Source organism: Ruegeria sp. BG9, assembly GCF_056538305.1.
Window position 1 is genome coordinate 306,140 of sequence record NZ_JBQFSY010000002.1, and the last position, 26,976, is coordinate 333,115.

The 26,976-nt window shown below is 52.9% G+C and carries 26 protein-coding genes, 1 tRNA gene and 1 pseudogene; 11 read left to right on the plus strand and 17 right to left on the minus strand.

What is annotated here, in order from left to right; genetic code table 11:
- Positions 1-10: 10 nt before the first annotated feature.
- On the plus strand, positions 11-2,428 hold the full coding sequence (gene gyrB, locus ACR0I8_RS05185) for a DNA topoisomerase (ATP-hydrolyzing) subunit B (RefSeq protein ID WP_170643552.1): 2,418 nt from the start codon (positions 11-13) through the stop codon (positions 2,426-2,428).
- Between the two features lie 253 nt (positions 2,429-2,681).
- Here gyrB and ACR0I8_RS05190 read toward each other — a convergent pair whose 3' ends face one another.
- Positions 2,682-3,209, minus strand: coding sequence for a hypothetical protein (locus ACR0I8_RS05190; RefSeq protein WP_170692022.1), 528 nt, complete (start codon positions 3,207-3,209; stop codon positions 2,682-2,684).
- 1,785 nt (positions 3,210-4,994) lie between these two features.
- On the opposite strand from ACR0I8_RS05190, the gene ACR0I8_RS05195 reads away from it, so the two are divergent.
- Both ACR0I8_RS05195 and ACR0I8_RS05200 read left to right on the plus strand, forming a co-directional pair.
- Positions 4,995-5,684, plus strand: coding sequence for a hypothetical protein (locus ACR0I8_RS05195; RefSeq protein WP_170644446.1), 690 nt, complete (start codon positions 4,995-4,997; stop codon positions 5,682-5,684).
- A gap of 74 nt (positions 5,685-5,758) precedes the next feature.
- Positions 5,759-6,007: a ParB N-terminal domain-containing protein gene (locus ACR0I8_RS05200; RefSeq protein WP_039524390.1), complete on the plus strand. Its 249-nt coding sequence runs from the start codon at positions 5,759-5,761 to the stop codon at positions 6,005-6,007.
- Here the strand turns inward: ACR0I8_RS05200 and ACR0I8_RS05205 are convergent.
- The 3 genes from ACR0I8_RS05205 to ACR0I8_RS05215 all read right to left on the minus strand — a co-directional run bounded on the left by ACR0I8_RS05205 (position 5,999) and on the right by ACR0I8_RS05215 (position 8,351).
- Positions 5,999-7,012: a fatty acid desaturase gene (locus ACR0I8_RS05205; protein ID WP_174839946.1), complete on the minus strand. Its 1,014-nt coding sequence runs from the start codon at positions 7,010-7,012 to the stop codon at positions 5,999-6,001. The genes ACR0I8_RS05200 and ACR0I8_RS05205 overlap by 9 nt on opposite strands.
- A 72-nt stretch (positions 7,013-7,084) precedes the next feature.
- Positions 7,085-7,291, minus strand: coding sequence for a cold-shock protein (locus ACR0I8_RS05210; protein WP_170328727.1), 207 nt, complete (start codon positions 7,289-7,291; stop codon positions 7,085-7,087).
- Between the two features lie 427 nt (positions 7,292-7,718).
- Positions 7,719-8,351 (minus strand): hypothetical protein, encoded by a 633-nt coding sequence (locus ACR0I8_RS05215; RefSeq protein ID WP_170689384.1) that lies wholly within the window; start codon positions 8,349-8,351, stop codon positions 7,719-7,721.
- Between the two features lie 146 nt (positions 8,352-8,497).
- Here ACR0I8_RS05215 and ACR0I8_RS05220 point away from each other — a divergent pair, with 146 nt between their 5' ends.
- Together ACR0I8_RS05220 and ACR0I8_RS05225 are read left to right on the plus strand one after the other, a co-directional pair.
- Complete coding sequence (locus tag ACR0I8_RS05220; RefSeq protein WP_170689383.1) at positions 8,498-9,901, plus strand: sensor histidine kinase; 1,404 nt, start codon at positions 8,498-8,500, stop codon at positions 9,899-9,901.
- On the plus strand, positions 9,898-10,545 hold the full coding sequence (locus tag ACR0I8_RS05225) for a response regulator transcription factor (protein WP_170689382.1): 648 nt from the start codon (positions 9,898-9,900) through the stop codon (positions 10,543-10,545). Before ACR0I8_RS05220 ends, ACR0I8_RS05225 begins: the two co-directional genes overlap by 4 nt.
- Before the next feature lie 75 nt (positions 10,546-10,620).
- Here ACR0I8_RS05225 and ACR0I8_RS05230 read toward each other — a convergent pair whose 3' ends face one another.
- From ACR0I8_RS05230 to ACR0I8_RS05245, 4 genes are all read right to left on the minus strand, one after another.
- On the minus strand, positions 10,621-11,472 hold the full coding sequence (locus ACR0I8_RS05230; RefSeq protein ID WP_480702817.1) for a hypothetical protein: 852 nt from the start codon (positions 11,470-11,472) through the stop codon (positions 10,621-10,623).
- Positions 11,473-11,630: 158 nt separating this feature from the next.
- On the minus strand, positions 11,631-12,512 hold the full coding sequence (locus ACR0I8_RS05235) for a cation diffusion facilitator family transporter (protein ID WP_170689381.1): 882 nt from the start codon (positions 12,510-12,512) through the stop codon (positions 11,631-11,633).
- 165 nt (positions 12,513-12,677) lie between these two features.
- Positions 12,678-13,586 carry a c-type cytochrome gene (locus tag ACR0I8_RS05240; RefSeq protein WP_480702819.1) on the minus strand — a complete coding sequence of 303 codons (909 nt, stop codon included), beginning with the start codon at positions 13,584-13,586 and terminating at the stop codon, positions 12,678-12,680.
- Positions 13,587-13,599: 13 nt separating this feature from the next.
- A complete protein-coding gene (locus ACR0I8_RS05245; RefSeq protein ID WP_170689379.1) occupies positions 13,600-14,067 on the minus strand; it encodes a cytochrome c in 468 nt (155 codons plus the stop codon).
- A gap of 86 nt (positions 14,068-14,153) precedes the next feature.
- On the opposite strand from ACR0I8_RS05245, the gene ACR0I8_RS05250 reads away from it, so the two are divergent.
- The 4 genes from ACR0I8_RS05250 (at position 14,154) to ACR0I8_RS05265 (ending at position 17,985) form a co-directional block, all read left to right on the plus strand.
- On the plus strand, positions 14,154-14,999 hold the full coding sequence (locus tag ACR0I8_RS05250) for a LysR family transcriptional regulator (RefSeq protein WP_170689378.1): 846 nt from the start codon (positions 14,154-14,156) through the stop codon (positions 14,997-14,999).
- A gap of 201 nt (positions 15,000-15,200) precedes the next feature.
- Positions 15,201-16,016, plus strand: a complete 816-nt coding sequence (locus ACR0I8_RS05255) for an alpha/beta fold hydrolase (RefSeq protein ID WP_170689377.1) — start codon at positions 15,201-15,203, stop codon at positions 16,014-16,016.
- 372 nt (positions 16,017-16,388) lie between these two features.
- Positions 16,389-16,955, plus strand: coding sequence for a hemerythrin domain-containing protein (locus tag ACR0I8_RS05260; protein ID WP_170689376.1), 567 nt, complete (start codon positions 16,389-16,391; stop codon positions 16,953-16,955).
- Positions 16,956-17,031: 76 nt separating this feature from the next.
- Positions 17,032-17,985, plus strand: a complete 954-nt coding sequence (locus tag ACR0I8_RS05265) for a glutathione S-transferase C-terminal domain-containing protein (RefSeq protein ID WP_480702821.1) — start codon at positions 17,032-17,034, stop codon at positions 17,983-17,985.
- A gap of 154 nt (positions 17,986-18,139) precedes the next feature.
- On the opposite strand, the gene ACR0I8_RS05270 is transcribed toward ACR0I8_RS05265, so the two are convergent.
- From ACR0I8_RS05270 to ACR0I8_RS05305, 8 genes are all read right to left on the minus strand, one after another.
- Positions 18,140-19,078 (minus strand): helix-turn-helix domain-containing protein, encoded by a 939-nt coding sequence (locus tag ACR0I8_RS05270; protein ID WP_170689374.1) that lies wholly within the window; start codon positions 19,076-19,078, stop codon positions 18,140-18,142.
- A gap of 554 nt (positions 19,079-19,632) precedes the next feature.
- Positions 19,633-20,130: a hypothetical protein gene (locus ACR0I8_RS05275; RefSeq protein ID WP_480702823.1), complete on the minus strand. Its 498-nt coding sequence runs from the start codon at positions 20,128-20,130 to the stop codon at positions 19,633-19,635.
- A gap of 294 nt (positions 20,131-20,424) precedes the next feature.
- Positions 20,425-20,739: a hypothetical protein gene (locus ACR0I8_RS05280; protein WP_170689372.1), complete on the minus strand. Its 315-nt coding sequence runs from the start codon at positions 20,737-20,739 to the stop codon at positions 20,425-20,427.
- 144 nt (positions 20,740-20,883) lie between these two features.
- A complete protein-coding gene (locus tag ACR0I8_RS05285) occupies positions 20,884-21,048 on the minus strand; it encodes a hypothetical protein (protein ID WP_170689371.1) in 165 nt (54 codons plus the stop codon).
- Complete coding sequence (locus ACR0I8_RS05290) at positions 21,041-22,099, minus strand: hypothetical protein (RefSeq protein ID WP_170515984.1); 1,059 nt, start codon at positions 22,097-22,099, stop codon at positions 21,041-21,043. The genes ACR0I8_RS05285 and ACR0I8_RS05290 overlap by 8 nt, the downstream gene beginning before the upstream one ends.
- Positions 22,100-22,102: 3 nt before the next feature.
- Positions 22,103-22,282 carry a hypothetical protein gene (locus ACR0I8_RS05295; RefSeq protein WP_170689370.1) on the minus strand — a complete coding sequence of 60 codons (180 nt, stop codon included), beginning with the start codon at positions 22,280-22,282 and terminating at the stop codon, positions 22,103-22,105.
- Positions 22,282-22,788 (minus strand): eukaryotic translation initiation factor 4 gamma, encoded by a 507-nt coding sequence (locus tag ACR0I8_RS05300; protein WP_170515988.1) that lies wholly within the window; start codon positions 22,786-22,788, stop codon positions 22,282-22,284. Before ACR0I8_RS05300 ends, ACR0I8_RS05295 begins: the two co-directional genes overlap by 1 nt.
- 19 nt (positions 22,789-22,807) lie before the next feature.
- Positions 22,808-22,901, minus strand: a tRNA-OTHER gene (locus ACR0I8_RS05305).
- 433 nt (positions 22,902-23,334) lie between these two features.
- On the opposite strand from ACR0I8_RS05305, the gene ACR0I8_RS05310 reads away from it, so the two are divergent.
- On the plus strand, positions 23,335-24,252 hold the full coding sequence (locus ACR0I8_RS05310; protein WP_480702825.1) for a homocysteine S-methyltransferase family protein: 918 nt from the start codon (positions 23,335-23,337) through the stop codon (positions 24,250-24,252).
- Positions 24,253-24,428: 176 nt separating this feature from the next.
- Here ACR0I8_RS05310 and ACR0I8_RS05315 read toward each other — a convergent pair.
- Positions 24,429-25,184, minus strand: a pseudogene (locus ACR0I8_RS05315) (IS5 family transposase).
- Between the two features lie 205 nt (positions 25,185-25,389).
- Between ACR0I8_RS05315 and ACR0I8_RS05320 the strand changes: the two are divergent.
- On the plus strand, positions 25,390-26,952 hold the full coding sequence (locus ACR0I8_RS05320; protein WP_170689368.1) for an arylsulfatase: 1,563 nt from the start codon (positions 25,390-25,392) through the stop codon (positions 26,950-26,952).
- The last annotated feature ends 24 nt before the right edge of the window (positions 26,953-26,976 follow it).

Genomic DNA, 26,976 nt, shown 5'->3' on the forward strand with positions numbered 1-26,976 from the left:
TACTAACGGCATGTCCGAAGACGCACAGGCACCCCAGGAATACGGCGCAGATTCCATCAAAGTTCTCAAAGGCTTAGAGGCGGTTCGCAAACGTCCCGGTATGTATATCGGGGATACGGATGATGGCTCGGGTCTGCACCATATGGTGTACGAGGTCGTTGATAACGGAATTGATGAGGCTCTGGCCGGTCATGCCGATCATGTGACTGTGAAAATTCACGCCGATTCCAGCGTTTCGGTTAGTGACAACGGCCGTGGTATCCCGGTGGATATTCACCCCGAAGAGGGCGTCTCGGCGGCCGAGGTTATTATGACCCAGCTGCACGCGGGCGGTAAGTTCGACAGCAACTCGTACAAGGTGTCGGGCGGTCTGCACGGCGTGGGCGTTTCGGTTGTGAATGCTCTGTCCGAATGGCTGGAGCTGCGCATCTGGCGCGCGGGCAAAGAGCACGTAGCGCGTTTTGAGCGTGGTGAGACCGCTGAGCATCTAAAAGTCGTCGGCGAATGCGGTGACCGCACCGGGACCGAGGTGCGCTTTCTGGCCTCGACAGATACGTTCTCGAACCTCGAATACTCGTTTGAGACGCTGGAGAAACGCCTGCGTGAGCTGGCCTTTCTGAACTCGGGTGTGCGCATCATCCTGATCGACGAACGCCCTGCCGAACGGTTGGAGACCGAGCTGTTTTATGAGGGTGGCGTCAAGGAATTCGTCAAATACCTCGACCGGTCGAAAAGCCCGGCCATGCCCGAGCCAATCTATATCAAGGGCGAGCGGGACGATATCGGTGTCGAAATCGCCATGTGGTGGAATGACAGCTACCACGAGACGGTTCTGCCTTTCACCAACAACATCCCACAGCGGGACGGTGGCACGCACGTGGCCGGTTTCCGCGGCGCTCTGACCCGGACGATCAACAACTATGCGCAGTCCAGCGGGATCGCGAAGAAGGAAAAGGTCAGCTTTACCGGCGACGATGCACGCGAAGGTCTGACCTGCGTGTTGTCGGTGAAAGTGCCGGACCCGAAATTCTCTTCCCAAACCAAAGACAAGCTGGTGTCGTCCGAAGTCCGCCCTGCAGTCGAAGGCCTGATGAACGAAAAGCTGGCCGAGTGGTTCGAAGAGAACCCCAATGAAGCTAAGGGTATCGTCGGCAAGATCATCGAGGCCGCATTGGCACGTGAGGCCGCCCGAAAGGCGCGTGAACTTACCCGCCGCAAGACGGCGATGGATGTGAATTATCTGGCCGGGAAGCTGAAGGACTGTTCCGAGAAAGACCCGTCCAAAACCGAAGTTTTCCTGGTCGAGGGTGACTCGGCGGGCGGCTCCGCCCAAACAGGCCGGGATCGTCTGACTCAGGCCGTTCTGCCCTTGCGCGGGAAAATCCTGAATGTCGAGCGTGCGCGGTTTGATCGGATGCTGTCGTCTCAGGAAATCGGGAACCTCGTGATGGCGTTGGGCACCGGCATTGGCCGCGATGAGTTCAACATCGAAAAGCTGCGCTACCACAAGATCGTCATCATGACCGATGCGGATGTCGATGGCGCGCACATCAGAACCCTGCTGCTGACCTTCTTCTACCGTCAGATGCCGGAATTGATTGAAGGTGGCTATCTCTACATCGCGCAGCCGCCGCTCTATAAAGTTTCACGTGGTAAATCAGAGGTTTACCTGAAGGACCAGGCCGCGCTGGACGACTATCTGATCAATCAGGGGGTAGAGGGTGCTGTTCTGAAGTTGGGCTCTGGCGAAGAAATCGTCGGCCAAGACCTGACCCGCGTTGTCGACGAAGCGCGCCAGTTGAAACGCGTGTTGGATGCCTTCCCAACTCACTACCCGCGTCACATTCTGGAACAGGCCGCCGTGGCCGGTGCCTTTGTCCCCGGTGCTGTCGATGCCGACCTGCAAGGTGTTGCCGACAAGGTTGCCGCCCGTCTCGACCTGATCGCGCTGGAATACGAGCGCGGCTGGCAGGGCCGTATCACGCAGGATCACGGCATCCGTCTGGCCCGCATCCTTCGCGGCGTTGAAGAGGTCCGTACGCTGGACGGCCCGATGCTGCGCTCGGGCGAGGCCCGCAAGACCGGCAGCTTCACACAAAGCCTGCAGGAAGTTTACAACACTCCGGCTACTCTAATCCGCCGCGACCGGATGCAGGCGATCCACGGCCCGCTGGACCTTTTGCGCGCCATTTTGGAAGAGGGCGAAAAGGGCCTGTCGCTTCAGCGCTACAAGGGCTTGGGCGAGATGAACCCCGATCAACTATGGGAAACCACGCTGGACCCGGACGCACGCACCCTGTTGCAGGTACGTGTGGATGACATGGTTGAAGCGGATGATCTCTTCACCAAACTGATGGGTGACGTGGTGGAACCACGCCGTGAATTCATTCAGCAGAATGCTCTGAGCGTTGAGAATCTGGATTTCTGAGAACTTGTAGGTGCGCCCATAGCTTTGCATTTCGCCCAAAGATTTGCATTTTTGGCCCAAAACTCTGGGCGTATTAATCTTCAACTTCCTTAGTTCGAGGTTCTATATCTTCGGGTCTCATTCTTTGCTTGTTTAGCGCCATCGCCATATTTCCGGGGAAGGTTTTCGGATGGCCGCTCCCAGCCCAAAGCGGACCTTCGCAACCAAGCTTTGCAAATTCCGAAATGCCAACCGAACAGACCTTTGTCCGAGGCTACACCCGATACCAGTTTTCAACTTCTCGGGCGGCTGCTTCGACTGTAAAGGTAGTCTCTACCTCTGCGATTGCGTACTTTACTTCGTCTGAGCTAGCACTGAGTTCTAAGACGTTCGCATCCAGATCATGGGCTGATCCGGCATTTGAATAAATCGTATCGACCCCAATTCTAATGGCGTTTCGATGGTGCAGTAGGTGCTCAAAAAACCGCAAATAAATCATCTCCTCGTACGGAGAATGACTGTCCGCTTCAGAGATCAAACCCAATTCTGCGGCCTTGGTACACGTCAAACGCCAAGCCAGTTCCATTGTCGATGGAGGCGCATCTCTGGCCTCATCAGGGTGTTTTGGGTTCGCAAACGTAGACCTTCGGATGGCTTCGAGATTGGCGCGCAAACTCTTTGTAGGAACAGGATAGATGAAGGTGGTTGCCTCGGATGCTAAGGCTGGTTCAACCTGATCCGGCTGCGCCTGGATGAACTCGGAAAACCTGTTTCCGATGATAGGGACTTCACCGACAATCATGTCAGTGGGATCGGTAGTCTCTGTCAGCCATCGCGCTAGGGCTCTCCGGCCCCACAATCCGGCTGCCTTTCGGATCAACGGATGAGTTCCATCTGAAACATCTGGGTACTTTGCGAGTATGTCTTCGGTCTGAAACGCCGCGAGTCCTGTATCCCACCGCATGATATGTACGCGTCGTCCCAACGAGACCGAAATGGATATTTGCTGGCGCAACAGAAATGACTTTCCAGACGCTGGTAATCCAGTGAAGAAAACCATACGGCAACGACGTGCAGCGTCGGCGAGGTGTTTTCCAATCTCAGTGTCCGCAAAACTGTCGATAGAAATTGCGAATCTCCTAGTTCGGTGTCGGCAATAGGCCGGCGCGGCGAGCGTTCACCACCTCCAAGATTGTTGCCCAAGAAATCCGGCGATTTCACAGACGAATTGTCAACCTAAATTGCCCCAAAGTGAATTTTGCCTCTCAGTTATTCTCTTAACCACCTAATAACTCGCCGGTCTCAAAAATTGACCATTCCGCAGCACACGCTTCTTGACGAGCGTGCGTCCTTGACTCTTCACAGACTAGGAACGACAAGAGTGCATTGGTAAAAAATTACTCGCCGCCGCGATGCTGCCGGTTACGATAATCCAATGGCCTTCAGACTAATTGTAGCATGTGCCTCAGCATAGGAACGGGTTTCGCTGGGGTCTTCGCTATGAGCTCGTTCCTCGCAAGCATTCGCAACTGTCACTTGACATGCTCCAGTCATCTCGTGACCCATGAAAGAAGGCGCCGTATGAACAGCACATGGCTCATAAATTGCGTGCTTAATGACCGATAGATCAGGTCTCAGGTTCCGTTTCAATCAGTCGTTCATCGTGTTTACGCGCTGCATTCTTTGTTTGATCCCGACACTTTTGGTGTTGCTCACAGGAACGAAGCTTCCTGCTCAAGTCGCCAGCAATGCCGACGGATCTGTTTGTGACGAAAGTTTCGATAACAAGAACGGATCCTGTCAAAGAACGGACGTACCAGAAAACGCATATTTGACCGGCAGTGCCTTTGGTCCAGTTTGGGAATGCAACCATGGATTCCAGCGTGTTGGAGATCTTTGTGAGGAAATAGCAGTTCCCAATAACGGATATCTTGCATCGACCGGAGATCGATGGGAGTGCAATCGGCTGTTCCAGCGTGTCGGAGAAAAATGCGAAGAATTGATTGCGCCTCAAAACGGGTACGTCGAAACCCGGTTTGGCGCGCAGGAGATACACTGTGACTGGGGGTTTCGCAAGGAAGATCAGGATTGTGTTGCGATTAGTGTCCCAAGCAACGGTCGTCTGAGCGACAAAAGAAGCTCAGAAGGATGGGTATGTCTCAGAGGTTATAGGGCAGCGGATAGCGGCTGTGAGCCTGTGGCAGTTCCGCAGCATGCGTACCTTGCACCTGAAACCTATTCCGGATGGAAATGTGAACGTGGTTTTCGCGCAAACCGGGACAGGTGCGTTGCGATCCTTGTGCCTTCAAACGCTCATTTGAATCGAAGAGGTGATGGTTGGGAATGCAATCGGCCGTTCACACGACAGAACGATACGTGCACCGAAAATGTGCCGCGACAATAGGTTAATGGAAATCAATCTCGCCCGACATATCCGGAAGGACCAAGCCGTGAACCACAACTCGATAGACGAAAACTTGGGCAAAATGCTCAAAGCCGAAAAGGCTCATCGCAGGTCCTACATAGTTAAGATGTTTATCGCGTTAGCGGTTTTTGTTGTGGCGATAGTTGTAGTGGTGTTTCTCTGATGCGTAAAAATGCCCCTCAAGTAACCCTTCCGGCTTCAAAGACGTCAGCTCGCGGTCTGGACCAAAGAGCATTTCAGGACCGCAGTGTTCGTAAAACGCAGAACGCTGACGTATCTGGTGTGATTGAAGAAGAGTTCGGGAAGTACTTGATTAAGGCTGGTATTCTGAGCGGTAACAGCGTTGCGCGCGCCTTCCCCAAGCCACCAGCTAAAACGCAGGCAATGATTGCTGATGCAGTTGGTGAAACACCGGCATTGGCCATTGAAGCCTTGAAAGAAATTCTCGAAGAACGAGACAGGACGCGTAGCGGTCAACGCCGATTTGAGGGAAACTCCGGCACCCTTGTTCCCAGTAAAAGAGAATACGTCGAGGCATTGCGCCAGATCAGGCTCACCCCTGCGCAGGTTACAATACTCAAAGCACTTACAATCGCAGGCAAGGAAGGTCTGACCATTGGTCACTTGTCTCAGGCAGCCGGTTACAAATCGCGCGAGGCGTCCATCAAAGTTTTCAAGAAAGTCGGACTATTGATCGCAGAATATCTGGAACTCGAACTTCCCGAAGCTGGATCGGCACAGAATGATGGCGCCGCGCAGGTTTTGGCATTTTCTCACATCGAAAGTGAAGATGAGCCAGCAATCTGGATTATGCATCAGGAACTGCGCGACGCTGTTCGTTCGGTTCTATGACGTACATTCCAGACCCAGCTCTTGTAGCGAACTTTGAACCGGAACAAATGCACGAAAGGTTGCTCACGTAGCTTATGTTGGAGAAAAGACCATATCCGCTCGACCTGATCTATGTACCTGTGAAACGGGCGAAAACGCTTGATCAACAAAAAGTTCTGACGTTGGCCGAAGATATCCTGAAGAACGGCCAGAAGACCCCGATACAGATACGCTCGGACAACAAGAGGTTCGTGCTGATTGAAGGCCTTCACCGACTAGAGGCCATTCGCGCCTTGGGTGGTGATACGGTCGAAGCCTATCTGGTACGCGCCAGACTACACTAAATGCCTATTGGAATTGGCGTTCGACAAAGCCTCGGAAAATGTCAGCAGACGTTGACTTCTTTCATCCCAAAGATGCAATCGTGCACAATGAAAGCTCTCATATAGAGTAATACGCTGGCAGTTTTCCAACTCAGAATGGTCACGCAAAACTTCGTTTAGCCGATAGAACGGTATGCGGCTGGCGAGGTGGTGAACATGGTGCACACCAATGTTGCCAGAGAACCACCGCAAGATGCCAGGCAAGGCATAGTGAGAACTACCATAGAACGCGGCGTTCTGAAGGTTCCAGCCCTCTTCCCGGTCCCAGGTCGTGTGTTCGAACTGGTGTTGAATGTAGAAAAGCCAAATACCAATCGATGATGCGACAATCACGGTTGGCAGGAAAACACACGCCACCACCTCAAAGCCTCCGGCCCATAAAATCAGAGCCAAGAACCCTGCAATTGCGGCGTTTGTTCCCATCGCACTTGCCCAATACAGCCAGCCCGACCGCATGAAGCCAACAGGTAAGCGGTATTGAATAAAGAACGTATAGATCGGCGCAACACCGAACAGGAAGACGGGGTTCCGGGTCAGACGATACGCGGCACGCCCGAACCAATTCCGTTTCAGGTATTCCTCAATGGTCAATGTAGGGATGTCACCCATACCACGCCGATCAAGGTTACCGGTTGAGGCATGGTGAATCGCATGGCTTTGCCGCCAAACGTCATAAGGTGTAACGGTAAGAGCACCCAGAACCCGGCCAGTCCAATTGCATGCGCTGCGGCTTCTAAAGAAAGATCCATGACCACAATCATGCATGATGATGAAGATACGGACCAGAAATGCGGCATTCAGGATGGCCAGCAATATTGCGATCCAGACGCTAAATGACAACGCAAACCACGCTAGGGCCCATAGCGCGAATAAGGGGAAAACAGTGATCGCAAGTTCAAAAACACTGCGCTTCGCATCGGGCACACGGTATTGCGCGAGCACCCGCGTCCAGTCTTTAGGTTGCAACTTACTTGGTCTCCGACGGCCTATTGTCGCCCATTGTTCAAACGGGCACCCTTATGGGGTGCCCGCAAAAGGTCAGGCGAGTGCCAGATTGGCGGCGCTTTCGCGTCCGTCACGGCCAGCCTCGACGTCAAAAGTAACCTTTTGGCCGTCTTTCAATTCGCTAAGGCCGGAACGTTCAACTGCTGAGATATGCACGAACACGTCGCGCTTGCCATCTTCAGGCTCGATAAAGCCAAAACCTTTGGTTGAGTTGAACCATTTTACTGTGCCATTTGCCATGGTGGAAGTCTCCTAATACGTGCCGCCCGCATCATTGCGGCGACTCGGCGTGGTCGGTCTGAATCGAAAGACTGAACGCCGAATTGGGGAGACAGCAGGTCGAAAAAGAAAAACGTAAGCCTCGTGTATATGGACTTCGACTACGCACGATACAAGCCTTGATGCTTTGGCGGACAACAGAGAATTTGAGCCTGTCTGGCTTAGAACTAGGCAAGTCGAGGTGAAACCGTTGCTCTTCGATCCAAACTTGAAGGTGGCTTGGGTGAGCGGCACAGAAGACTAACGATCATTTTTGGGATATTAACCTGCTGCATACGAGACAGCGATAAGCGTCCGTTTTGGTGCCTTAGCGAGACTTTGCAAAGTCCGCTTTCTGCGCTTTGCAGACCTTCGCGCGCGGCATAACAGCCAACATTCAGAGAGTACATCATCCCAGAACCTTTAGATCTTTTGGTGTGAGCCGACTTTTCTCCGGCAATGTCCCAAATTTAATTCCTTCGATTTCGAGTTTGTCGCGTATCGCCACAAGTTCACCCAGTTTGTACTCAGATTGCTCAGGAACAACGTATAGTACTTGAGGAACCTTTCTCAAAAGAAGTGCTGCTCTTGCCAGTTGGTCAATCAGGTGGCCAGGATCAATTCTATTCCTTGGGCCTTTGATCTCAATCGCTGAAAAAGGCTCCGAGCCTTCGTATACGATTAAGTCTGTGGCAAGAGGCTCGAACGTTCTGCCTTCTCGAACAGTCAAATTTTCCACATTGAAGATGTCATTAGGGTTCTGTTTGAAAAGCATTTTTGCGCTTACTTCGAAGTCTCGGGTTCTTCGCTGGCCGCCAAAACCACCTCTGGCAATCACGACCGCGGGCTTCTCCGCCAATCGAGGTTCATCAAGAATAGATTTTGTATCCGCTTGAGACAACTCCCCTGAAAGAACGGCATCAGCTATCTCTTTGGATTTCTTGGGGTCATACCGATCTATCCTTGAAAGCAAAATAACGTGCATCATGGCCAGCCAGTCGGGCTTTGATTCAAAAAGATCGGTCGGTTTTGTTCTAACCATTTCGCCGCGGACATCGGATTGCTAAGGCTTGCAGGCTTTGTGCCTCTGGCCGCTGCGCGGAAGCTCAGGGTCTGAGATTTAGCTAAATGACGTCAGACCAAGGTCTGTGGTGCGATAACAGATTGTAGTTCATAGTTGATTTCACGATGAGAACGAAAGTAGCTGACCTGACGATTGGCAATTGGTCGTTGTCGCGAGTCTTCCTTGCGGCCAGCATTTTCGTGATGGGTACTGCTACCGCAATCGTCGGGGTCTGGGTGTCTAATCGAATCCAGAACGCCGTCGTGCAAAACTCTGCCAACTCTGCGGCGCTGTATATGGAAAGTGTAGTATCCCCGCTCAGCCAGGAATTGGCACATGGCGACCGCCTTTCGGAGCAAGCGAGCCTGGCGCTGGACGAGATTTTCATGACCCAGCCAATGCGAGACCGCATTGTCTCCTACAAATTCTGGAAGCAAGGCGGTGTGATTGCGCATGCCTCTGATACAAACATCATTGGAAACCGTTTCAATCCAACGGTTGATCTAAGGCGAGCGTGGAGCGGTGACATCTCCGGCTCTTTCGAAGAGCTTGATCATGCCGAAAGCGCCGCTGAGGCGGCATTGGGGATACCACTACTTGAAGTTTACAGCCCGATCCGCGAACTCTGGTCTGGCGAGATCATCGCAGTTGCGGAGTTCTACGAAAGAGCTGATCAGCTGGAGTTAGACCTAGCCAAGGCCAGGCGAACAAGTTGGTTGGTCGTCGGTTCCGCATTTCTGGCGAGTACGATTGTTCTGTTTTCCATCGTCGCAATTGGTGACAAAACAATTCGACGACAGGGGGCTCTTCTTAAACAGCGCCTGACAGAAAGTGAGAGGATGGCCGAGCAGAATGCCCGGCTGCGCTCGCGTGTGGTCGAGGCGTCAGAAAGATATGCCACGCAAACAGATCGGTTCCTCAGGAAACTCGGTGCCGAACTGCATGACGGTCCTGCGCAGTACTTGTCGCTCGCCGCCCTTAGACTGGAGGCGGCGTTTTCCAAAGAGGCCGATAGGCCTAAAGAGGCAGAGGAAATTCAGCAGTCTTTGCAAAAATCTCTGGCTGAAATTCGTGCGATATCGCGAGGGCTGTCCGCGCCAGATATCGACAGCTTGTCACTCGTCGATGTTGTGAAGAGAGCCGTAGAGGATCATGCCGAACACAGCCCGTTGCGACCAGATATTTCATTCCAAGGTCGCCAGGCCCCAGAGTTGTCATTTTCCGACAAGCTGTGCGTTTTTCGGTTCCTTCAGGAGACGCTTTCCAATGCCGCGAGATATGCTCCATCTTCCAAGTGCACTGTTATCTCTGAGGCGCAGAGCGACTGCATAGTTGTGAAGGTCACAGACGACGGACCTGGATTTGACAAGTCAGAAGAAACCGCATTGCGAGACGATGGTGGCCAGGGGTTAATGGGCTTGCGAGATCGGGTCGAGAGTATTGGGGGGCGGTTCGAAGTCGCATCGAGACCGGGCGAAGGCACCACCATTGCTATGACACTCTTTCCCAGAAATTTAGGCACGTCATGACTACATCTGTCGTAATAGCTGATGATCACCCGATATTCAGGGATGGTTTGCAACGCACGTTGGATGAAGCTGATGGCTTCGAAGTTTTAGCCGCTGGGTCCAGTGCTGAAGAGGCAGTGTCGCTGGTCGGCACGCATCAGCCGGACATAGCTATTCTTGACCTCTCTATGCCCGGTGGCGGGATAAGCGCGACACGTGAAATTGCGGCAATGGAAAATCCACCCGTCATTGCAATCTTGACGGTCTCAGAGAACAGCAGCGATGTCGCGGACGCCTTGGAAGCGGGCGCGCTTGGGTACATTGTGAAGGGAGTAACCGCAAGCGAACTAACCGCTTCCTTGCGCAGCATCGCCGCAGGTGAAGGGTTCGTTTCTCCGGGCTTGGCTTCACGAGTATTGCTGCAAATCAATGCTGACACCGGCATGTCTACTAACAGCTGCATTCTCGATGACCTTACGCATCGTGAGGAAGAAATACTTCGACGTGTGGCCAAAGGACTGAGTAATCGTGAAATCGCTGATGAGTTAGACCTTCAGGAAAAGACCGTGAAGCACTACATGACGGCAATCCTGTCCAAGCTTCATGCGCGAAATCGGGTAGAGGCCGCGCTTATTGCCCATAATGTTTGGAACAAGGGAGATTAAAATCGGTCTCTTTGACGGCGATGGCGGCCTCTCACTAAGAGACGCCGCCAACGGAGTATTGACTAAAGTTGCGGCTCAGTTGGCAACCGACTGCAACCTCTGGCGATCAGAGGCCGTTGCGTTTCTTTCAACAACAGTCCGGTTGTACGGGTCTTTCAACTCGTAGCGCCCAAACTCGATCTCCTCTTTCCAACCATTGGCATAGTTCACTTCGATATTATTGCCCTGGCGTTCGATTTTCGTGGGCCGACTTCCAACAGTGCCGCCTTGCCCAGAAGAGCGCACGTTGTCGATTGAGATACCATTTGCCAAAGACCGAAGCCTTGAGACGTCAGCGCCGGTCGCGGGGCGTTCCTCAACAGTTCGGTTCTGCGCATTCTTTCTCTCATACCGCCCGTTTTCGATCTCCTCCTTGGTTCCGTCGGCGTACCGCACTTCAATACCGTTAGCGTTTGTTTCGACCTTCGTTATCCCAGCCGAACCCGACGGATTGCCCCCTGTTTGAGACCGATCCTTCTTTCCGCTGCCTCTATTGGAGCGTTTGGAGTCATCATCATCATCGTCGTCGCGACCACCTTTGCCTGATCCCGAATTGTCGTCCCGGTCATCATCTCTGTCGTCGTCGCGATCATCGTCTCTATCGTCATCCCGATCATCGTCCCGGTCGCCGCCACCGCCGCTATTGCCCGAACCTGAGTTGTCGTCCCGGTCACCACCACGGCCGCTACTGCCAGACCCAGAGTTGTCGTCACGATCATCGTCGCGACCATCCCCGTCGCTTCCCCTGCCGCTCTTGGCAAAGGCATATGACGGTTCAAAATGTAGGCGACCATCGGCGTCGAACGCTGGCACATAAGGCGTCGCCGCGATCAACGAAGCCAACGCTGCAGTACTTAGAAGTTGACCCAGCTTTCTTTGAATTTTCATTTTCGCCTCCAATTCTGAGCATCACGCTTCGTGACATTGAAGACAGGTTAATTCTGGTCCGGCTTTTTCACATCGGGCTTAGGTCTGACGAATTTCAGGCCGAACGTCTTAATCAGATCAGTCAAGCCGATAGTTTTTTGTAGAGCCAAATGACAAGTTTAATGGGAGTTAACCCCGTCACCCTTCAACTCGTCATCAGGTTCGAGGTGAATGACAAAGACGGAACCCGGGTACAAACGCTCCAATTCTTCCTCGATGTCATTGCATATATCGTGCGCCGCGCTTACTGGCATTGTGCCGTCCACAACAAGATGAAACTCCACGAAGATGACATTTGCGGACCTGCGCCCTTTGAGGTCGTGGTACTCTAAGGCTGCGCCGAGATTTGCTTCGATTGCATTAGAAACGGTCTGCAAGTCATGATCCGAAAGGGTCGCATCCATGAGGCCATCGACGGACGCCCGAATAACTTTCCAGCCCTCCCACAAGATGTTCAGCGCAACAAGAATTGCCAGGATCGGGTCGAGGATCAGCCAGCCGGTGGCAAGCGCCAGTAGCAGACCTGCGATAACACCAACTGAAGTCAGGACATCCGTAAAAATGTGCCGAGAGCTTGCCTCCAAAGCAGGCGACCCCTCCCGCCTGCCGATTTTGAGCAATAGGTAGGCCCACGCGCCATTCACACCCGTTGCAATGACATTGACAATGATGCCGAGCAGCGGCGCATCCTCCAGATGCGGGTTTGGGAGCGCCAGCACAGCTTCTCTGATGATCAAGAACGCCGCCAGCACAATCAGCACGCCCTCGACGACAGCGGAAAGATACTCGGCCTTTTTGTGACCAAACGGGTGGTTTTCATCAGGGGGCTTGTTCGCGACCCGAACTGCGAAATACGCCAACAGCGCGGCAACGACATTCACGGTAGATTCCATTGCGTCCGACAACAAAGCCACTGAGCCCGTCAGCCACCAAGCCAACAGTTTTAGGGCCAGTACCGCAATGGATATTGGAATGGACCAAAGAGCGATTTTTTGTGTCATTTGGCCGCGACCCTCAGTCAATCATGAACAGAAACTCGGGTGATTGGTGAGCTCCGATGTTCAAAACGTAAAACAGGTGTTTGGTGAAAAGGGAATAGGCCTCACGGCTTCCTACTGGCGACCGGCAACAGCATCTGGTCCCCGCAGCATGGCGCCGAACGACTGTTACTCTGATGGAAGCCCCGTCGACGAAACAGGAACAGCTTTGAGATAGGCGGCAATCGCCAAACGGTCCTCATCCGTGAGGCGCGATGTGTTCTCAATGACGTCCACCATCTCACCACCTGCGCTGTCATAGTCCGGCGTGAAGCCGGATTTCAGGTACTCGGCGATGTCAGCCTCGGACCAATCAAGCTGGTCTGAGGTGAGGCCCGGGATGCGACCTTTCCCGTTTGGATTTGGTGCACCTGTCAGCCAAAGGTCTCGTTTCAGACCACCTAAGCCATTTCGCGGGGTATGGCATTCAGCACAATGACCCAGCGCCTCGACTAAATACCTTCCATGTCTTTGTTGGTCGGTCAAATCACCTTCGACTACCCAGCCTGGTGTCATGAACAACAGTTTCCATCCCCCCAATCCACGACGAACACTGAAAGGAAAACCTACCTCATGCGGAACGCTTGCAGTTGTGGCTGGCGGCAGAGTGTCGAGGAATGCGTGAAGCGAAACGATGTCATCCGCTGACATGTTGGCGTAAGATGTGTAGGGAAACGCTGGAAAATAGTGCTGCCCTTCGGCTCCGGTCCCATGGATCAAGGCATTGGCCAGATCCAGGGCAGACCAGGACCCAATACCGACTTCTGGGTGACTGGAAATGTTGGGGGCGATGAACGTGCCAAACTCCGTCTCAAACCGGCGACCACCGGAGAGCATGAGCTTCTCTTCACCAACCGCATCCGGCGCTGAATGACAGGATGCGCATCCTGCGGCGTGGAAAACGATTTCACCTCTGGCGAGATCTGGGTTTAAATCGTCAAGTTGAGATTGATCCATTCTTTGTGGTCGGGTCAGCACCAAACCGGCCAACCCAACCAAAAGTGCAGCGAAAGCAGTGAAAAGGAAAAACCGCTTCACAGCTTTCTACCATTTAGTCTTTCGGTGCTCTGTACGCTTTGTGACATGCCGAACAGCTTCCACCCAGATCTCCCATAGCCGCTTTCAGGGCATCAACATCTTGGCCAGCCGCAGCTTGCATCGCAACCGCGGCGTCTGCCATGGCCTGCCCTTTCGCACCAACGTCAGGGAAGTTTTCCCAGATCGCAGGTAGCGCGCGGGAGGACGGATCGGACACATTGTCAGATCCCGGAGGCCACATTGCGGATTGATCGATCTGCGTTAGCACAAGAAGGTTGTTTGCAGCCCGTGTCGCGGCCACGGCATCATAGTCCACCTCGCCTTTGGCCATGCCGCCAAGTGTACCAAGATTGAAGGCATAGAGCTGCATGATCGAGGTTCGAGCCTTCACAGCCGGGTTTTCACTTTCGTGGGCGATGGCTGTGCCAATTGCGGCCAATGACAAAAGACCCGCCGCGAAGATTGAGTACTGCTTCATCATGATGTGTCTCCCTGTTCAATGCTCCGAATGTTAGCTTGAACGAATTTTCTTGTAATTGTTTGTTATTGGTCGTCACTTGTTAATTTATGAACAACGAAAACTGGGATGACATTCGATACGCGCTAGCCGTAAGCAAATACGGTTCGTTGAACGCGGCGGCGACGGCCATGGGCGTCACGCATGCCACAGTCTTGCGCAGAGTAGCCGCATTCGAAGAGCGCAATGGCTGCCGGATTTTTCAAAAAAGCCCGTCAGGATACTCCATTCTCCCCGAAGCCAGTGCGATCTTTTCGGCCATGGAAAGCGTGCAAGAAGCAGTGCTGTCGGTGGAGCGGGCAGTTGTCGGAGCAAATCGCTCTCCTATGGGTCAGGTGCGCATTACATCGACCGATAGTCTTTGTCAGATTGTTCTCCCTCGCATCATAAACGAGATCTCAGCCCTTTACCCAGGTTTGAAACTGACTCTGCTAAGCCAGAACAGCCACCATGATCTTTCCCGACTGACAGCAGACATTGCTGTGCGCCCATCGATAAAGCTCGGGGAAGGACTGATCGGGCAGCGCGCGGGAACGCTGTCATTTGGCGTCTTTGACGATGGTTGCCCCAATCGCAATTGGATGAGGCTTGACGGAGCGTTGAGCCGTTCCCTCCCAGCTAAATGGCTAGCGGAGAATGTGGACTCTGACGAAATGACCAACGGAGCAGACAGTTTTCTGGTGCTACAGCAGATGGCTGCCTCAGGAGCTGGTAAAACTTTTCTGCCGTCAATTTTTGGCGACGTGGATACCCGCCTTAAAAGGTCGCAGGTCGTATGTCCTAAGATTGAGGTTCCCCTGTGGGTTGCGACGTTAGAGGAAATTGCGCAAACCCCAAGGTTTGCCGTTGTTCAGAAGGCGTTAGTTGAACGCATATCAGAAGCGCTAGCTAAGTGATTTGATGCAACACAGATATTCGATATCATGCAATTTTGACTTTCCAAATTTGCAAAGCCCAGTCGGAAATGCCTGCTTTTGGCTGCAAACAGTCCATTGGATAGGGCTTGGGAAAAGGCTTTGCGAACCAAATTTGGAAGGCTCTAGTGAACTTTCGCCAGATTTCTGTTATTTTCGTCATTCCTAAGCAAAGAGAATTCAATGCCGACGGTTAGCCTAAACGGTGCACAGATCCACTACGATGATACGGGTGGCAAAGGAGAGACGGTCGTCTTTTCTCATGGCCTTTTGTTCAGTGGAGCGATGTTTGAAGCGCAGGTTTCTCAACTACGAGATCGCTATCGGTGCATTACATTCGATCATCGAGGGCAAGGCAGGAGTGGCGTTACGGATGCCGGTTATGACATTGACACACTCACTTCGGACGCAGCTGCACTGATCAAGCATCTGGATGCAAAGCCGTGCCATTTTGTTGGACTAAGCATGGGCGGATTTGTCGGGATGAGATTGGCCGCGCGGGAGCCAAGCCTGGTCAAAACACTGACCCTGCTTGAAACAAGCGCCGATCCTGAAGATTCCCAAAACGCTCCGCGCTACAGAATGCTGAACTTTGTGGCACGATGGATTGGACTATGGGCTGTCATTGGACGGGTGATGCCAATTGTGTTTGGCCGCACGTTTCTCGAGGACACTGAACGCACTGAGGAAAAAACCAGATGGTCCAAGGCTATTACGGGAAATGATCGGATCGGCATTACACGTGCAGTCAAAGGCGTGATCGAACGGGCGGGCTGCATTGACCTTCTCGTCAACATTAAAGTTCCCGTTGGGATTGGCGTCGGGGACGAAGATGTGGCGACAGTTCCCGAAAGGTCCGAGCGCATCCGTCGAGAAATCAAGAGTTCTGAGCTGGTGGTGTTTCGCAGAGCGGGCCACTCGTCTTCTATTGAAACGCCTGACCAGGTGACAGAACTAATCGAGCGCACAATCCGAAGAGCGAACTGCCAAAAAAACTGAAGCCGATGAGCAGTTGGCTGCTTAGATCGGCACACGAGCTACCGCAAGCGATATTGGGTTGGCTATGCGTTGCAGAGGCGGGTCGGAGTTTTACACCTCAAGCCCAGATGAAAGTCTGATTTCCAAGTCGCGCAGTCGTCTATTTTCATATTAGGCAAGTCTCGCTTCTAAAGCTTACGTTTTCGCCCGCACCTCTAGCCGTAGAGAGCTGAAAGACTTCATCCAGCACGGCATCGAAGCCTAGAAGCGCAAGGACGCTGGTTTGTGTTGGACCGACTTTGCAGGGGTTCGCTGACGCATAGTGACTGTGCGTTCTCGCTAGTGGCGAGCGGTTGCCTGACCTCCCATCTTTGGCCTGAAAGGAGACAACCGATGCTCGATACATATACCATTCGCCAAGACGATATGCCTCAAGAAATGCGGTTTCTCTTGGACCAATACCCCCGCGACAGTTGGGAAGCCCATCCAGGTTTCAAAGAGAAAACCAAGCATTGGCTCGGCGCGCATGAGATGTTCCGCCGAGTGGCGGAACGTATTCGCCTGGATACAGAAGGGGTTTTGAGCAACGAGATGGGGTTGGACGACTACGTGGGGCGGCTGTCCTACTATGGCGGCAACCTGGTTGGGAACCTGCATGGCCATCACGGCTGGGAAGATCGCAGCTATTTCCCTGAACTATCTGCTGCGGACCCTCGTTTTGATGCGGGGCTTGAGTTGCTGGAACAGGATCACTTCGATCTGGATACGGTGCTGAGTGACTTCACCGGCACGGCGAACCGTGTGATCAAGCTATCCGCGCTTGATGAGGCTCAAGCTTACGATGAAGCCGGACAGCTCCATGCGACGAGCAACACGATTGAAGCGTTCCTGAAACGGCATCTCAGCGATGAAGAAGAATTGGCCGTGCCAATCATCTTGCATCACCGGCTGAGAGGATGATGCTGAAGTCATGACCGACACGTCTACCGAAGAAGACCAGACCGATATCAAAAAGCGCCGCGCACGGGGTGAATTCGTGCGCGGTGTCAGCGGCTTTCGCCACGCTATTGGCGATCCAGTGTTTCCGGCAGAACCTGATCGCTATCACCTGTTCGTAGCACTGAATTGTCCGTGGTGTCACAGAGTCACGCTGGCGCGAAATGTGTTGGGCCTTCAAAACAGCATCACCATGGACGTTGCATTTCCAAACCGCACTGGCGACGACGATCCAGAGGCGCCAAACCTATGGGAGTTTGCACCTGATCGGATTGCTTCGCTCACAGGTGAGGCTTTGCCCGAATGCACGAGTGAGACCGGCACCGGCAAAGGACTGCGCCTTGCCAAAGAAATCTATCGTACCGAAGGCTCTGAAGAGCAATCCCTTCCAATCCTGTATGACAAGATTGCAGGGCGCATTGTGAACAACGAAAGCGCTGAAATTGTCCGAATGCTGGACGCCTCAGCGGATTCTCTTGGCAGCACAATCCCAGCAGCTGAACGCGTTAGGCTTTACCCAGACGAAGTGCCGCTTCACCAAATTCACGACCTGAACGAACGGATTTATACAGCGATTAACAATGGTGCCTACAAGGCCGGGTTTTCGTCTGATCAAACGATCTATGAAACAGCCTTTGACGCCTATTTTGAGACACTCGAATATTTGGAGGAGCATCTCTCAGATGGTAGGTCCTATTTGACAGGCAACCACTTTTCAGAAGCAGATCTTCGCCTGTTCCCAACTCTCTATCGTCACGATCCCGTCTACTATGTGCGAATGAAACTTAATGGTGCCCGAATCCTGGATTACCCATACTTGTGGCGGTGGCTGTGCCGTGTATACGCGTTGCCCGGAATTGCCGAGGCAGGGTCTCTTGTACATTGCCGCCAGGGTTATTTCGGGCGCAGTTGGAATTGCGTGGTGCCCAATGGGCCTTTCAAACCAATGTCGTACCCAGAGGCCTATAGCCACCCTGAACTCGCAACACTGTAGGCCTCGTCAAGGTGTATTGCCTTCGCAGCATATGCGGTTTTGGCCCAAGATGACGAAAGTGAGCTTCCTAGCCAAGTCGCTCGGATACTTCGCAATACCGCGAGTTCGTTTGGTTGAGCACCTCAACCCGAAGCGGAACTGGAAACTTTCAGCGTCAACTTGGCGGGAGTGTATTTAGGTAAGCATCTCGAAGTTTAGCACTTCGACGCCCAACAATTGAATTGGCTATATCCGAGCAATGCAAAGTCCAGACCCCGAAACCAGTGTATCTCTGGTGAGCTCCAAGAAACTTGAGGCCAAGATCCTCGCACAATTGAGTTCCAAGACCGTTCACTGAGATTGCTCCAATCTCACGAATAAAGATCTCTCTGTCGAGAAGCTCTTCCAACTCTGAAACAAAACCTGAGAGGAGCAAGCGAGTCGCATTCTCATGTCCACGCGCAACATAAATCGCCGGGCAATATGCAAAGTAGTCCCCTGGCAACAAAGGACGTTTCAGATGATCCGGTGTAAGCTCCGCTTCATCGAACAGTAGTTCAAAGAAACGTTTTTCGGGATCGGACTTTGGAAATATCAAGCCAACGTGCCCAACGATTTTCGACCCAAGCATTACATAGGGTCCAGACAAAAGGCCCGATTTTTGTATGTCACGCCATACCGTATCAGCGGCTGAAAACCCACTGGGTAAGCCATCTCCATGGTCCACCTCCATGCATGCCACGGCTTCTGTTACCGCCGATGAGGAGCCACCGAATTCGTTAAGCACTTCCTGATTGTTTAACAAACGATAGGCAGACCCTGAATGCTGTGGTCGCCCGGCCTCCCAATCCGCTCGGCAAGCAACCACATCCTCTAAGCTCCAACCGAGCTTTTCTTGCAGTTGGTACTCAAGGTCACCACGAATATACGACAGCGAGCGCTCATATTTGCTAATGGCGTCGACACTTACGTTGAGTATCATCGCCAGTTCCTCTTGCGTCATACGGCCATGGCGACCGCTGCCAATTCGATGGGAACGTAGTTTCTGAGCAAAAAGAGACGTCCAATTTTTCATTTTGGTATTGGTAACTGCTGGGTTCAACAGCACCAGCATGCCAAAAGTCTTCGCTTTGCCCAAGCTTCTTACGGGTTTCTTACAGGTTTCTACGGTTGTGGTCGGTGGGTTTCGGCCACGGGCTCGGGCAGCGTGAGCATCGTCGACCTTTGTTATGGAGAAAGACTATGCCCTACTGGACGATACCCTTTGCGTCACTTTTTGAAATGCTATGCTTTGCGGGACCGCGTGGTCGAAAAGGTCGTGGACGACGAGCAAGAGAAGCAAGAAAATAGAACTAATAGGCAGTCGATCATGATATCGGGGCTCAGCAAAAACGTTCAGCTTGCAATGCCCTTATGACCCGCATTGCTCGCAACACTTGAATTGCAAAGTTGGATATTAAAGGTCCGCTTTGGGCTGGTTGCGGTCAACCATGCTCATCGTAGAGACTGGTAGTACATGGTTCCGCAGAGCAGTGTTGGCGAAATGCTTGTCCGGGGCGCATTGGTTCCTAGCAGGAGAGGCGCTTAGAAGAAGCGCGCACTACTACAACGACAGTCGCCATAGACTTCTTATGTTACATTTTGGGTAATGGCGGCAGGTAAGCTGTACTAGCGGTCTGGGTCTGTATCGAGTTTGCCCCAGAGGCCATCAACCAGATCTAAGAAGCCATCATTCGAGGCCTCATTGGGCACTAGACCAGCTCTTCGCCGGCGTTCGACCTCGGCCATTAGTTCTTCCTCTGTGGCTGTCTCAACCACATCACATCGAAGAGCTTCGATCTCGTCCGCTGTCCACGACTCAAATTTGTCAGTGTAGAAGCCCAGGGAATACGGCTCGTAATCAGAAATCTGCTTGATCACAGCATTCCAATCTTCGCTCTGGTTCGATTCCTTTTCGACCCTCTCTTCAGGTTCGCGAATGGACTCACGGATCAACGGCAGCAGCTCTGCCTGAACGCTTTCTTCGCCCGCGCCGGTCCCCGCAAGCCAAAGGTCTGCGATCTTGCGAACGAGCGCCCAGACCGTCAGATTTCGAGGGTGACCTTTAATCCGGCCGCCAAGGCCTTTTTCTTTAATGCCCAGCTCTTTAGCGGCCCGTTCGTTCATTCGGATATTGTAATCGGACACGTCCGCGAGTTCTGAATCGTTCTCAGCAATGGCTCGAGCGACCTCGTTTTCGCCGACATGGACAACTACCTTCAACACCCCGCTACCCCTTCCTTCGCCGGTTCATCACTTGGTCCAGGTGGCTGTAGTCCAGATCTCGCATGATCCTTTGCACTTGCTCTGGATCGACTTCGCGATCTTTTCCAGCAGTGTGGACGATGTGTCTGACGTAGATCGCCAACGCGACAATGATCACGGCGCATAAGATCAAGCTGAAATGCTCGGGCCCCATCACTAAGTCTTCTTCCTTGGGTCTTTGATCCCGAGGTCGTCGAACACGTTGCCGCTACCATCAGTGATCTCGACATCATCGTCGTCAGTCACTAGATCCCAGGTGTTCTCTTTGACCCATTCATCCCGCCATTTGGGCGCGTCGGTCGGACGCTGTGCAAAATCGGCGATTTGCTCGAAAATCATTTTGCGCAATGCAAGCCAGACCTCCGGACCCTCTTTGCGACGAGCTTGCAACTCTGCGATCAAGTCATCCAGAGGAACATCCTGTAAGGGGCGCCCGAAGATTTCTTCTTCTTCTGAAAAATCATCTGTCATCGCTCAACATCCTCGACACTGATCGCCAATACTAAGACCTTGTTTGGTTTTACAGTGATCTGTTTTCCTTCAGTCTCTCGAAGTTGGCCGTTCACCAAAGTCTCGCAGATTACGAAAATTGAGATTTCCGCTTCTGTAGTCTCGTCACTCATCTGGCTTACCCTTCGGATCAGGCACCTTTCGCGCCCGGATCTCATCCGCTGAGATCGGCTTGGTTAGTTTTGCTCGACCGGCCGCAATTTCAGCCTCCCGAAGCCTAAGCAAACGCAAGGTTTGTTCATCCAGCTCAACGTCGTCGTCATCACCCATCAGACGTCTTCCGAGTACAGTAACAGTGAGAACAGAGCACTTGAGACCTGTCGGCTGTCCGAACGATGTCACCAACGTGGCCACACTCTTCACACGTCACACCGCATCGAAACTTCATCCAGTCAGCGTACTCCTGAATGAGATCGTGGTATCGACTGAAACCGATGGAAATCTTGCCATCCTGGCCTTTCTTAATATCCGAGATCTGAATAGTTCCAGGGTCCAGTGCCCTGAAATCCTGACTGAAGGAAAGCTTGTGGAGTGCTTGCGAAATCATCACGAGCCAGCCCTTTCCGACAGCAGGAACAAGAGATGCGCAATCCGGAGAAACGAGGTCTGGATAGTTTTTCACAATGTCCAGCCTCAGGCTGTCGGGCCAGGATTCTTCGGCGCCCTCAAATCGCCGCCGCAGAGCATCATTGTAGCACCAGCTGCAAAGCGTCGTCACAAACCCAAGGATGGTCTGGCGTTGGGCAGAATTAGAACAACCTTCACAGGTTTGCTCAATCTGAGCGACACGCCATTGAATCTCTTCACTCGTAGCCTGGTTGCAGCCTGGGCCCTCATAGACGCGCAAGCCTCCCAATTTCTGTTTGATCTGAACGATGGACGGGTGTTCATCACCAAACAGGTCGGGCTGCTCGTCGATCAACCTCTTCACTTTCTCAAGTGCAAGCGTAAGCTGCTCCACCCACCCGGCACGATACTCACCAAGCTGCTTGAAGACGCTTCCATGAATATCATTCCAGTCGACAACACTGCCCATCACTGACCTCCGGGCCCGCGCCTCTTTGAGATCGTGTGAAACCTCCGCCATAGCATTCATCATACGGTCGACCACTTCGCGGTCTTCACACTCGACATGCAGACACTCCGCCGACCATGTGACGTCAGAGACGTGCGGAGCTGGGTAGTTGTGCGCCATCACCAAACGCATCTCTTCGGCGTACCAGGCGTCAAATGAGCGGAGATCATCTGGAGCTCCATGCTCCTCGATCACACCTCGAACCTTTTCCCGGAATTCCTTCCAACTCTTTTCGACATCATCCATCAGTCACATTCTCCAGAACTTGGTCTTGTTGAGATGGAAGACCCCTCTCAAGATCTGGCAAAGGGCAATCAGCGGGACATGACCGGTGTCCAGTGAGCCCGTATTCATGAGCTTCCGGGCGTAGTTCTCATCATCGTAGTCTTCCATAATCTTATTGAAGGTCACTTGTTGTTCGGCGGTCATCACCATTCCTTCTTCACGCACGCAGGGCACCGATTACGGTCATCCGTTCGGTCGATCTGACCGAAATAGCCACAAACTGAGCAGGTCATTCGATCTCGAGCAGGCTTTTTTCGAACGCCAAAAAGCCTCTTCCTTTTAGGGTGGCGCTTGCTCGCGACATCATGCGCGCACCAGCAACAAAGTGTCTTGTACCAGCCGTCCAGAAGTTGGGTCTCGGCACTATTCCCGCATCGTTCACAGCTGTGATTTGCACGCGCAATCGTCGCAGCGATCATCGACTGAATTTGTCGATCATCACACCGGTGGTAGATGCGGAGCTCGCCGATTTTCTCTTTGATCTGAAGGACAAAGGGGTAGGTGGCACCCTTCAGATCGCAGTATTCCTTAACCTCTGTGAAGAGCACCGTGACCAAGCCGGACCAGCCTTCGGGTGTGCTTCCGAGGTTCTCCTCGACCGATTGCTTGATGTCGTTGAAATCAATTGTGTTCGTGACGCCGTCCGCCATGTCGGACACCTCCTAAGGATGGTAGGAGGCGTCGGAATCGAACCGACTCGTGCACTCTAATCTGGAGCAATTACAAGGATATAAGCCTCGCCCGCATACCAATGCTGCCTCCCGCGGATTTCGCGTGGGTTATCGACCTCAGGCCGATATTCGATGGCAGTGGATGCGTGTGTACGTCATGACCGCAAGCTGAACCAGTTCGCATAACCATGTCAAGACAGAGTGCGCGCCAGCCCGAGATTCACCGCGTAGTTCTGGGAACCTTCTAGCTTAACGTGTGCCCAAATGACTGAAGCAACTTATTTGGAGGGTTGGTCAGCATGCTGTAGGTCTCACATAGTGAGACGATTCGATACTCGATGTTCAAGGTTAGAACGGTACAGCCACGCTTGTTCAGAATCTCCGGTGGTTCGCGCCTAGATATGCCTAGCCGATACCGCAAATGCAGAAAGCGTCCGAACGGACAAGTAAACACCTCAGTTTTGCAGAAGATCTGATCATTGTTATTGTGGATGCGGAGTAATGCCGGTGTTCGAGGGGTGCAAAATGGCGCGGAGACTTCCAGGCGAGGGTGACAAGAAATTTTTGGTTTATGCAGGTACAGGTACGGACCTGATTTTTAATCACGGTATCGAGCTTCCGGGTTTTGCATCGTTTCCCTTGCTGGAGAAGCCTGACACCCGGGCTGTTCTGGCCGGACAAATGCAAGCGCTCGTGCAATTGGCCGGCGATATGGGTGTTGGGTGCATTCTCGACGCACCGACATGGATGGCCAATGCCGACCGTGCTGCACCTTTGGGCTACGATGCTGAACGTCTTCGTGAGGTAAACAAGGATGGTGTCGCACTGATGGAGGAGGTGCGCAATGCTTCTGGGCGGGAAGACGTTTTGGTTTCCGCCTGCGTTGGCCCAAGATACGATCCTTACACTGACGTCCCACCCATGACAGTTGAACAGGCGCGCAGCTACCACAGTGTGCAACTCGCTGTTCTGAAAGAAACCAGTGTTGATCTGGTGACCGCGTACACGTTCAACCGCCTAAGCGAGGCTGCTGGCTGTGTTCTGGCTGCAAGAGATATTGGTTTACCCATCATTTTGTCATTGGTCGTCGAAACCGATGGCTGTTTGGCTGACGGCACAAAACTTGTTGATGCCATAGACCAGATCGAAGCAGAAACAGACGGCGCAGCTCTGTTCCACATGGTCAACTGCGCACACCCGACGCACTTTGCCGACGCGCTCAACGCGCATCCAAGGCTCAAAGGTGTTGTTTCCAATGCATCAAGTTGTTCGCACGCAGAATTGGATGAGGCCGATACCTTGGATGAAGGAGATCCCGCGCAGCTCGGCCAAGAAATTGCGGATGTCCTGCGGGAAAACCCGTCTATCAGGGTGTTTGGCGGTTGCTGCGGTACGGATATGCGACACCTGAGGGAAATGGCTTTGGAGGTAGGTCGCAGATAGCGCTGCTATTTTACTTACGGCGGCGTATCACCGTATGCGTGAAGCTTGATGATAGGCTTTAACGGGAAAATCAGTGAACAGAGAAGAAATTCCGATAAAATGCAGGCGAAGCGTCAAGACAGGTGCTTGATTTTGCTTTGATAGACCGTGGACCAAACGCGTTCTAGGGTCAGGACTCATAGCCAATAGATAGCGAGTGCTGCGAGGGCGATTGCTGACAGGAAAACCTTCGGGCACCTGTCGTAGCGGGTTGCCACACGCCGCCAATCCTTCAACCTGCCGAACATGATCTCGATCCGGTTGCGCCGTTTGTAACGACGCTTGTCGTACTTAACCGGTTTCTTCCGCTGCTTCCGGCCAGGGATGCAGGCGCGTATCCCTTTGTCTTTCAACGTTTCCCGGAACCAATCGGCTTCATAGCCACGATCCCCGAGCAGCCAATCGACATCCGGCGGGCTGCTCAGCAGTGCCCGCGCACCAATGTAATCGCTGACCTGACCGGCGGTGATGAACAGGTTGAGCGGACGTCCCCGACTGTCGCAGATGGCATGCAACTTGGTGTTCATGCCGCCCTTGGTGCGACCGATCTGGCGTCCACGCCCCCTTTTTTGACGCCCAAACTGGTTGCGGTACGGTGGGCCTTCAGGTAGGTGGCATCGATCATCACAGTCTTCTCTTCACCGTGTTCGGCAGCCAGACCGGCCATCATCCGGGCGAAGTGCCTTTGTCGCTCCACCGCTTCCAACGGTTATAGAGCGTCTTGTGTGGGCCATAAGCCGAAGGGGCATCGCGCATCTCAACCCATTGCGATTAATGAAGATAATGCCGCTCAAAACACGTCGATCATCAACGCGTGGTTTGCCGTGGGACTTGGGGAAGAAAGGCTCAAGACGCGCCATCTGCGCATCCGTCAGCCAGAAAAGATCAGAAATGGTCACCGCTCGATTTTCGAACCGTGAATCACGCAGCCAAGCGGAAATCAATGGGTCCTGACCCTAATGACCGCACTGCAGACTTTGCGGCCGAAGACATTTCTTGCACCAAGGTGCTGTGCCCAAAAAGTTAACAAATTAGACTGTTCCTCCAAGCCGATGTTTTTCCTATCGTTGGTGAGAAATTGCGTGTCGGGAGGTCTTAATGAACAAGCTTATCTCAGTAGCGGGTGCGGTCTGCTTTGCTTTCACTGGAGCTTGGGCCGACGAGCATGCCCCGCCCAACATTCTTGTCATCATGGCAGACGACGTGGGCTGGGCGAGCGTCGGCGTTTACCACGGAGGTGTCAAAAGCATCAAGACGCCGAACTTGGATCGCCTCTCATCTGAGGGCGCTCGTCTCACAGATTATTATGCCGAGCCAAGTTGTACTGCTGGTCGATCAGCTTTCATGACTGGACAATTGCCCATTAGGACGGGGATGCACACTGTAGGGCTTCCGGGCGATCCAATAGGTTTAAACCCAGATGACCCAACGCTTCCGATGTTCCTGAAAAAGTTGGGGTATACGACGGGGCAGTTCGGAAAAAACCACCTAGGCGACCTCAATGAGTTCCTACCGACTACAAAAGGTTTCGACGAGTATTGGGGCTGGCTGTATCACTTGAATGCTATGGAATATACGTCTGATCCGGATTGGCCAGACGACCCAGAGTTCAATGCGCAATTTGCGCCTCGCAACATCATTCATTCTTTTGCAACAGAAGAAGAAGACGAAACGGTCGACCCGCGATTTGGAAAAGTCGGGAAGCAGCGCATCATTGATGACGGGCCTGCGCCTCCGGAGCGCCAAAAGACTTTGGATGACGAAGTGACATCTTACACGAAGGACTTCATTTCCCGTGCAGTAGAGTCGGACACTCCGTTTTTTGTCTGGATGGCTCCTGCCCGTGCACACGTCTGGACCCATCTAAGCCCCGAATACGAAGCTATGTTGGGCAATGGGCGCGGACTTCAGGATGTTGTCATGAAGGAGTTGGACAACAACGTTGGTAACGTTCTCAGCCACCTTGAGGATCTGGGAGTTGCCGATAATACCATAGTGATGTTCACCGCCGACAATGGCCCGGAAACACTGACGTGGCCTGATGGTGGTACGACACCGTTTCATGGGGAAAAGGGTACTACCTGGGAAGGTGGCTTTAGAGTTCCTGCGATTATTCGCTGGCCGGGCAAAATTCCTGAAGGTCAAGTCTTGAACGGCATCTTCAGCGGAATGGACTGGATGCCAACATTTGTAGCTGCGGCTGGAGGTCCGACAGATCTAAGAGAGAAGCTCCTAGAGGGATATGAAGGCTATAAAGTGCATCTCGATGGCTACAACCAACTATCTTACCTGACAGGTGAGGATAAAGAGAGCAATCGCCGCGAGCTGATTTACTATCAGGGTACGGACCTCCAAGCAGTACGCTACAACGATTGGAAAGCGCACTTTGTCGTTCAAAACCATGGCTGGTCAGGCCCGAAGGAAGAGTTGGTCGCCCCCTTGCTTTTCAACCTTCGCCGCGATCCTTATGAGAAAGCTGCGGATGAAAGCGGGATGTACGTCCGCTGGATGGGCGAGAAAATGTGGGCATTCGGTCCAGCCGCCCGTCTAGTGCAGACACATCTCGCTACCTTCGAGGAGTTCCCTCCGCGCGGGAAGCCGGTCGCCAATCAAGACCATGTTGAGGAACAAACATCAACCGAAGGCGGCATCTCTCAGTAGAAGAAGCGAGGCATTCAATATGCT

Bases quoted from the DNA above. Each gene is read 5' to 3' on its own strand.
- gyrB (WP_170643552.1), top strand. From the start codon at position 11: ATGTCCGAAGACGCACAGGCACCCCAGGAATACGGCGCAGATTCCATC.
- ACR0I8_RS05190 (WP_170692022.1), bottom strand. From the start codon at position 3,209: ATGATTGTCGGTGAAGTCCCTATCATCGGAAACAGGTTTTCCGAGTTC.
- ACR0I8_RS05195 (WP_170644446.1), top strand. From the start codon at position 4,995: ATGCGTAAAAATGCCCCTCAAGTAACCCTTCCGGCTTCAAAGACGTCA.
- ACR0I8_RS05200 (WP_039524390.1), top strand. From the start codon at position 5,759: ATGTTGGAGAAAAGACCATATCCGCTCGACCTGATCTATGTACCTGTG.
- ACR0I8_RS05210 (WP_170328727.1), bottom strand. From the start codon at position 7,291: ATGGCAAATGGCACAGTAAAATGGTTCAACTCAACCAAAGGTTTTGGC.
- ACR0I8_RS05215 (WP_170689384.1), bottom strand. From the start codon at position 8,351: ATGGTTAGAACAAAACCGACCGATCTTTTTGAATCAAAGCCCGACTGG.
- ACR0I8_RS05220 (WP_170689383.1), top strand. From the start codon at position 8,498: ATGAGAACGAAAGTAGCTGACCTGACGATTGGCAATTGGTCGTTGTCG.
- ACR0I8_RS05225 (WP_170689382.1), top strand. From the start codon at position 9,898: ATGACTACATCTGTCGTAATAGCTGATGATCACCCGATATTCAGGGAT.
- ACR0I8_RS05230 (WP_480702817.1), bottom strand. From the start codon at position 11,472: ATGAAAATTCAAAGAAAGCTGGGTCAACTTCTAAGTACTGCAGCGTTG.
- ACR0I8_RS05235 (WP_170689381.1), bottom strand. From the start codon at position 12,512: ATGACACAAAAAATCGCTCTTTGGTCCATTCCAATATCCATTGCGGTA.
- ACR0I8_RS05245 (WP_170689379.1), bottom strand. From the start codon at position 14,067: ATGATGAAGCAGTACTCAATCTTCGCGGCGGGTCTTTTGTCATTGGCC.
- ACR0I8_RS05250 (WP_170689378.1), top strand. From the start codon at position 14,154: ATGAACAACGAAAACTGGGATGACATTCGATACGCGCTAGCCGTAAGC.
- ACR0I8_RS05255 (WP_170689377.1), top strand. From the start codon at position 15,201: ATGCCGACGGTTAGCCTAAACGGTGCACAGATCCACTACGATGATACG.
- ACR0I8_RS05260 (WP_170689376.1), top strand. From the start codon at position 16,389: ATGCTCGATACATATACCATTCGCCAAGACGATATGCCTCAAGAAATG.
- ACR0I8_RS05270 (WP_170689374.1), bottom strand. From the start codon at position 19,078: ATGCTGGTGCTGTTGAACCCAGCAGTTACCAATACCAAAATGAAAAAT.
- ACR0I8_RS05275 (WP_480702823.1), bottom strand. From the start codon at position 20,130: ATGAACGAACGGGCCGCTAAAGAGCTGGGCATTAAAGAAAAAGGCCTT.
- ACR0I8_RS05280 (WP_170689372.1), bottom strand. From the start codon at position 20,739: ATGACAGATGATTTTTCAGAAGAAGAAGAAATCTTCGGGCGCCCCTTA.
- ACR0I8_RS05285 (WP_170689371.1), bottom strand. From the start codon at position 21,048: ATGGGTGATGACGACGACGTTGAGCTGGATGAACAAACCTTGCGTTTG.
- ACR0I8_RS05290 (WP_170515984.1), bottom strand. From the start codon at position 22,099: ATGGATGATGTCGAAAAGAGTTGGAAGGAATTCCGGGAAAAGGTTCGA.
- ACR0I8_RS05295 (WP_170689370.1), bottom strand. From the start codon at position 22,282: ATGACCGCCGAACAACAAGTGACCTTCAATAAGATTATGGAAGACTAC.
- ACR0I8_RS05300 (WP_170515988.1), bottom strand. From the start codon at position 22,788: ATGGCGGACGGCGTCACGAACACAATTGATTTCAACGACATCAAGCAA.
- ACR0I8_RS05310 (WP_480702825.1), top strand. From the start codon at position 23,335: ATGGCGCGGAGACTTCCAGGCGAGGGTGACAAGAAATTTTTGGTTTAT.
- ACR0I8_RS05320 (WP_170689368.1), top strand. From the start codon at position 25,390: ATGAACAAGCTTATCTCAGTAGCGGGTGCGGTCTGCTTTGCTTTCACT.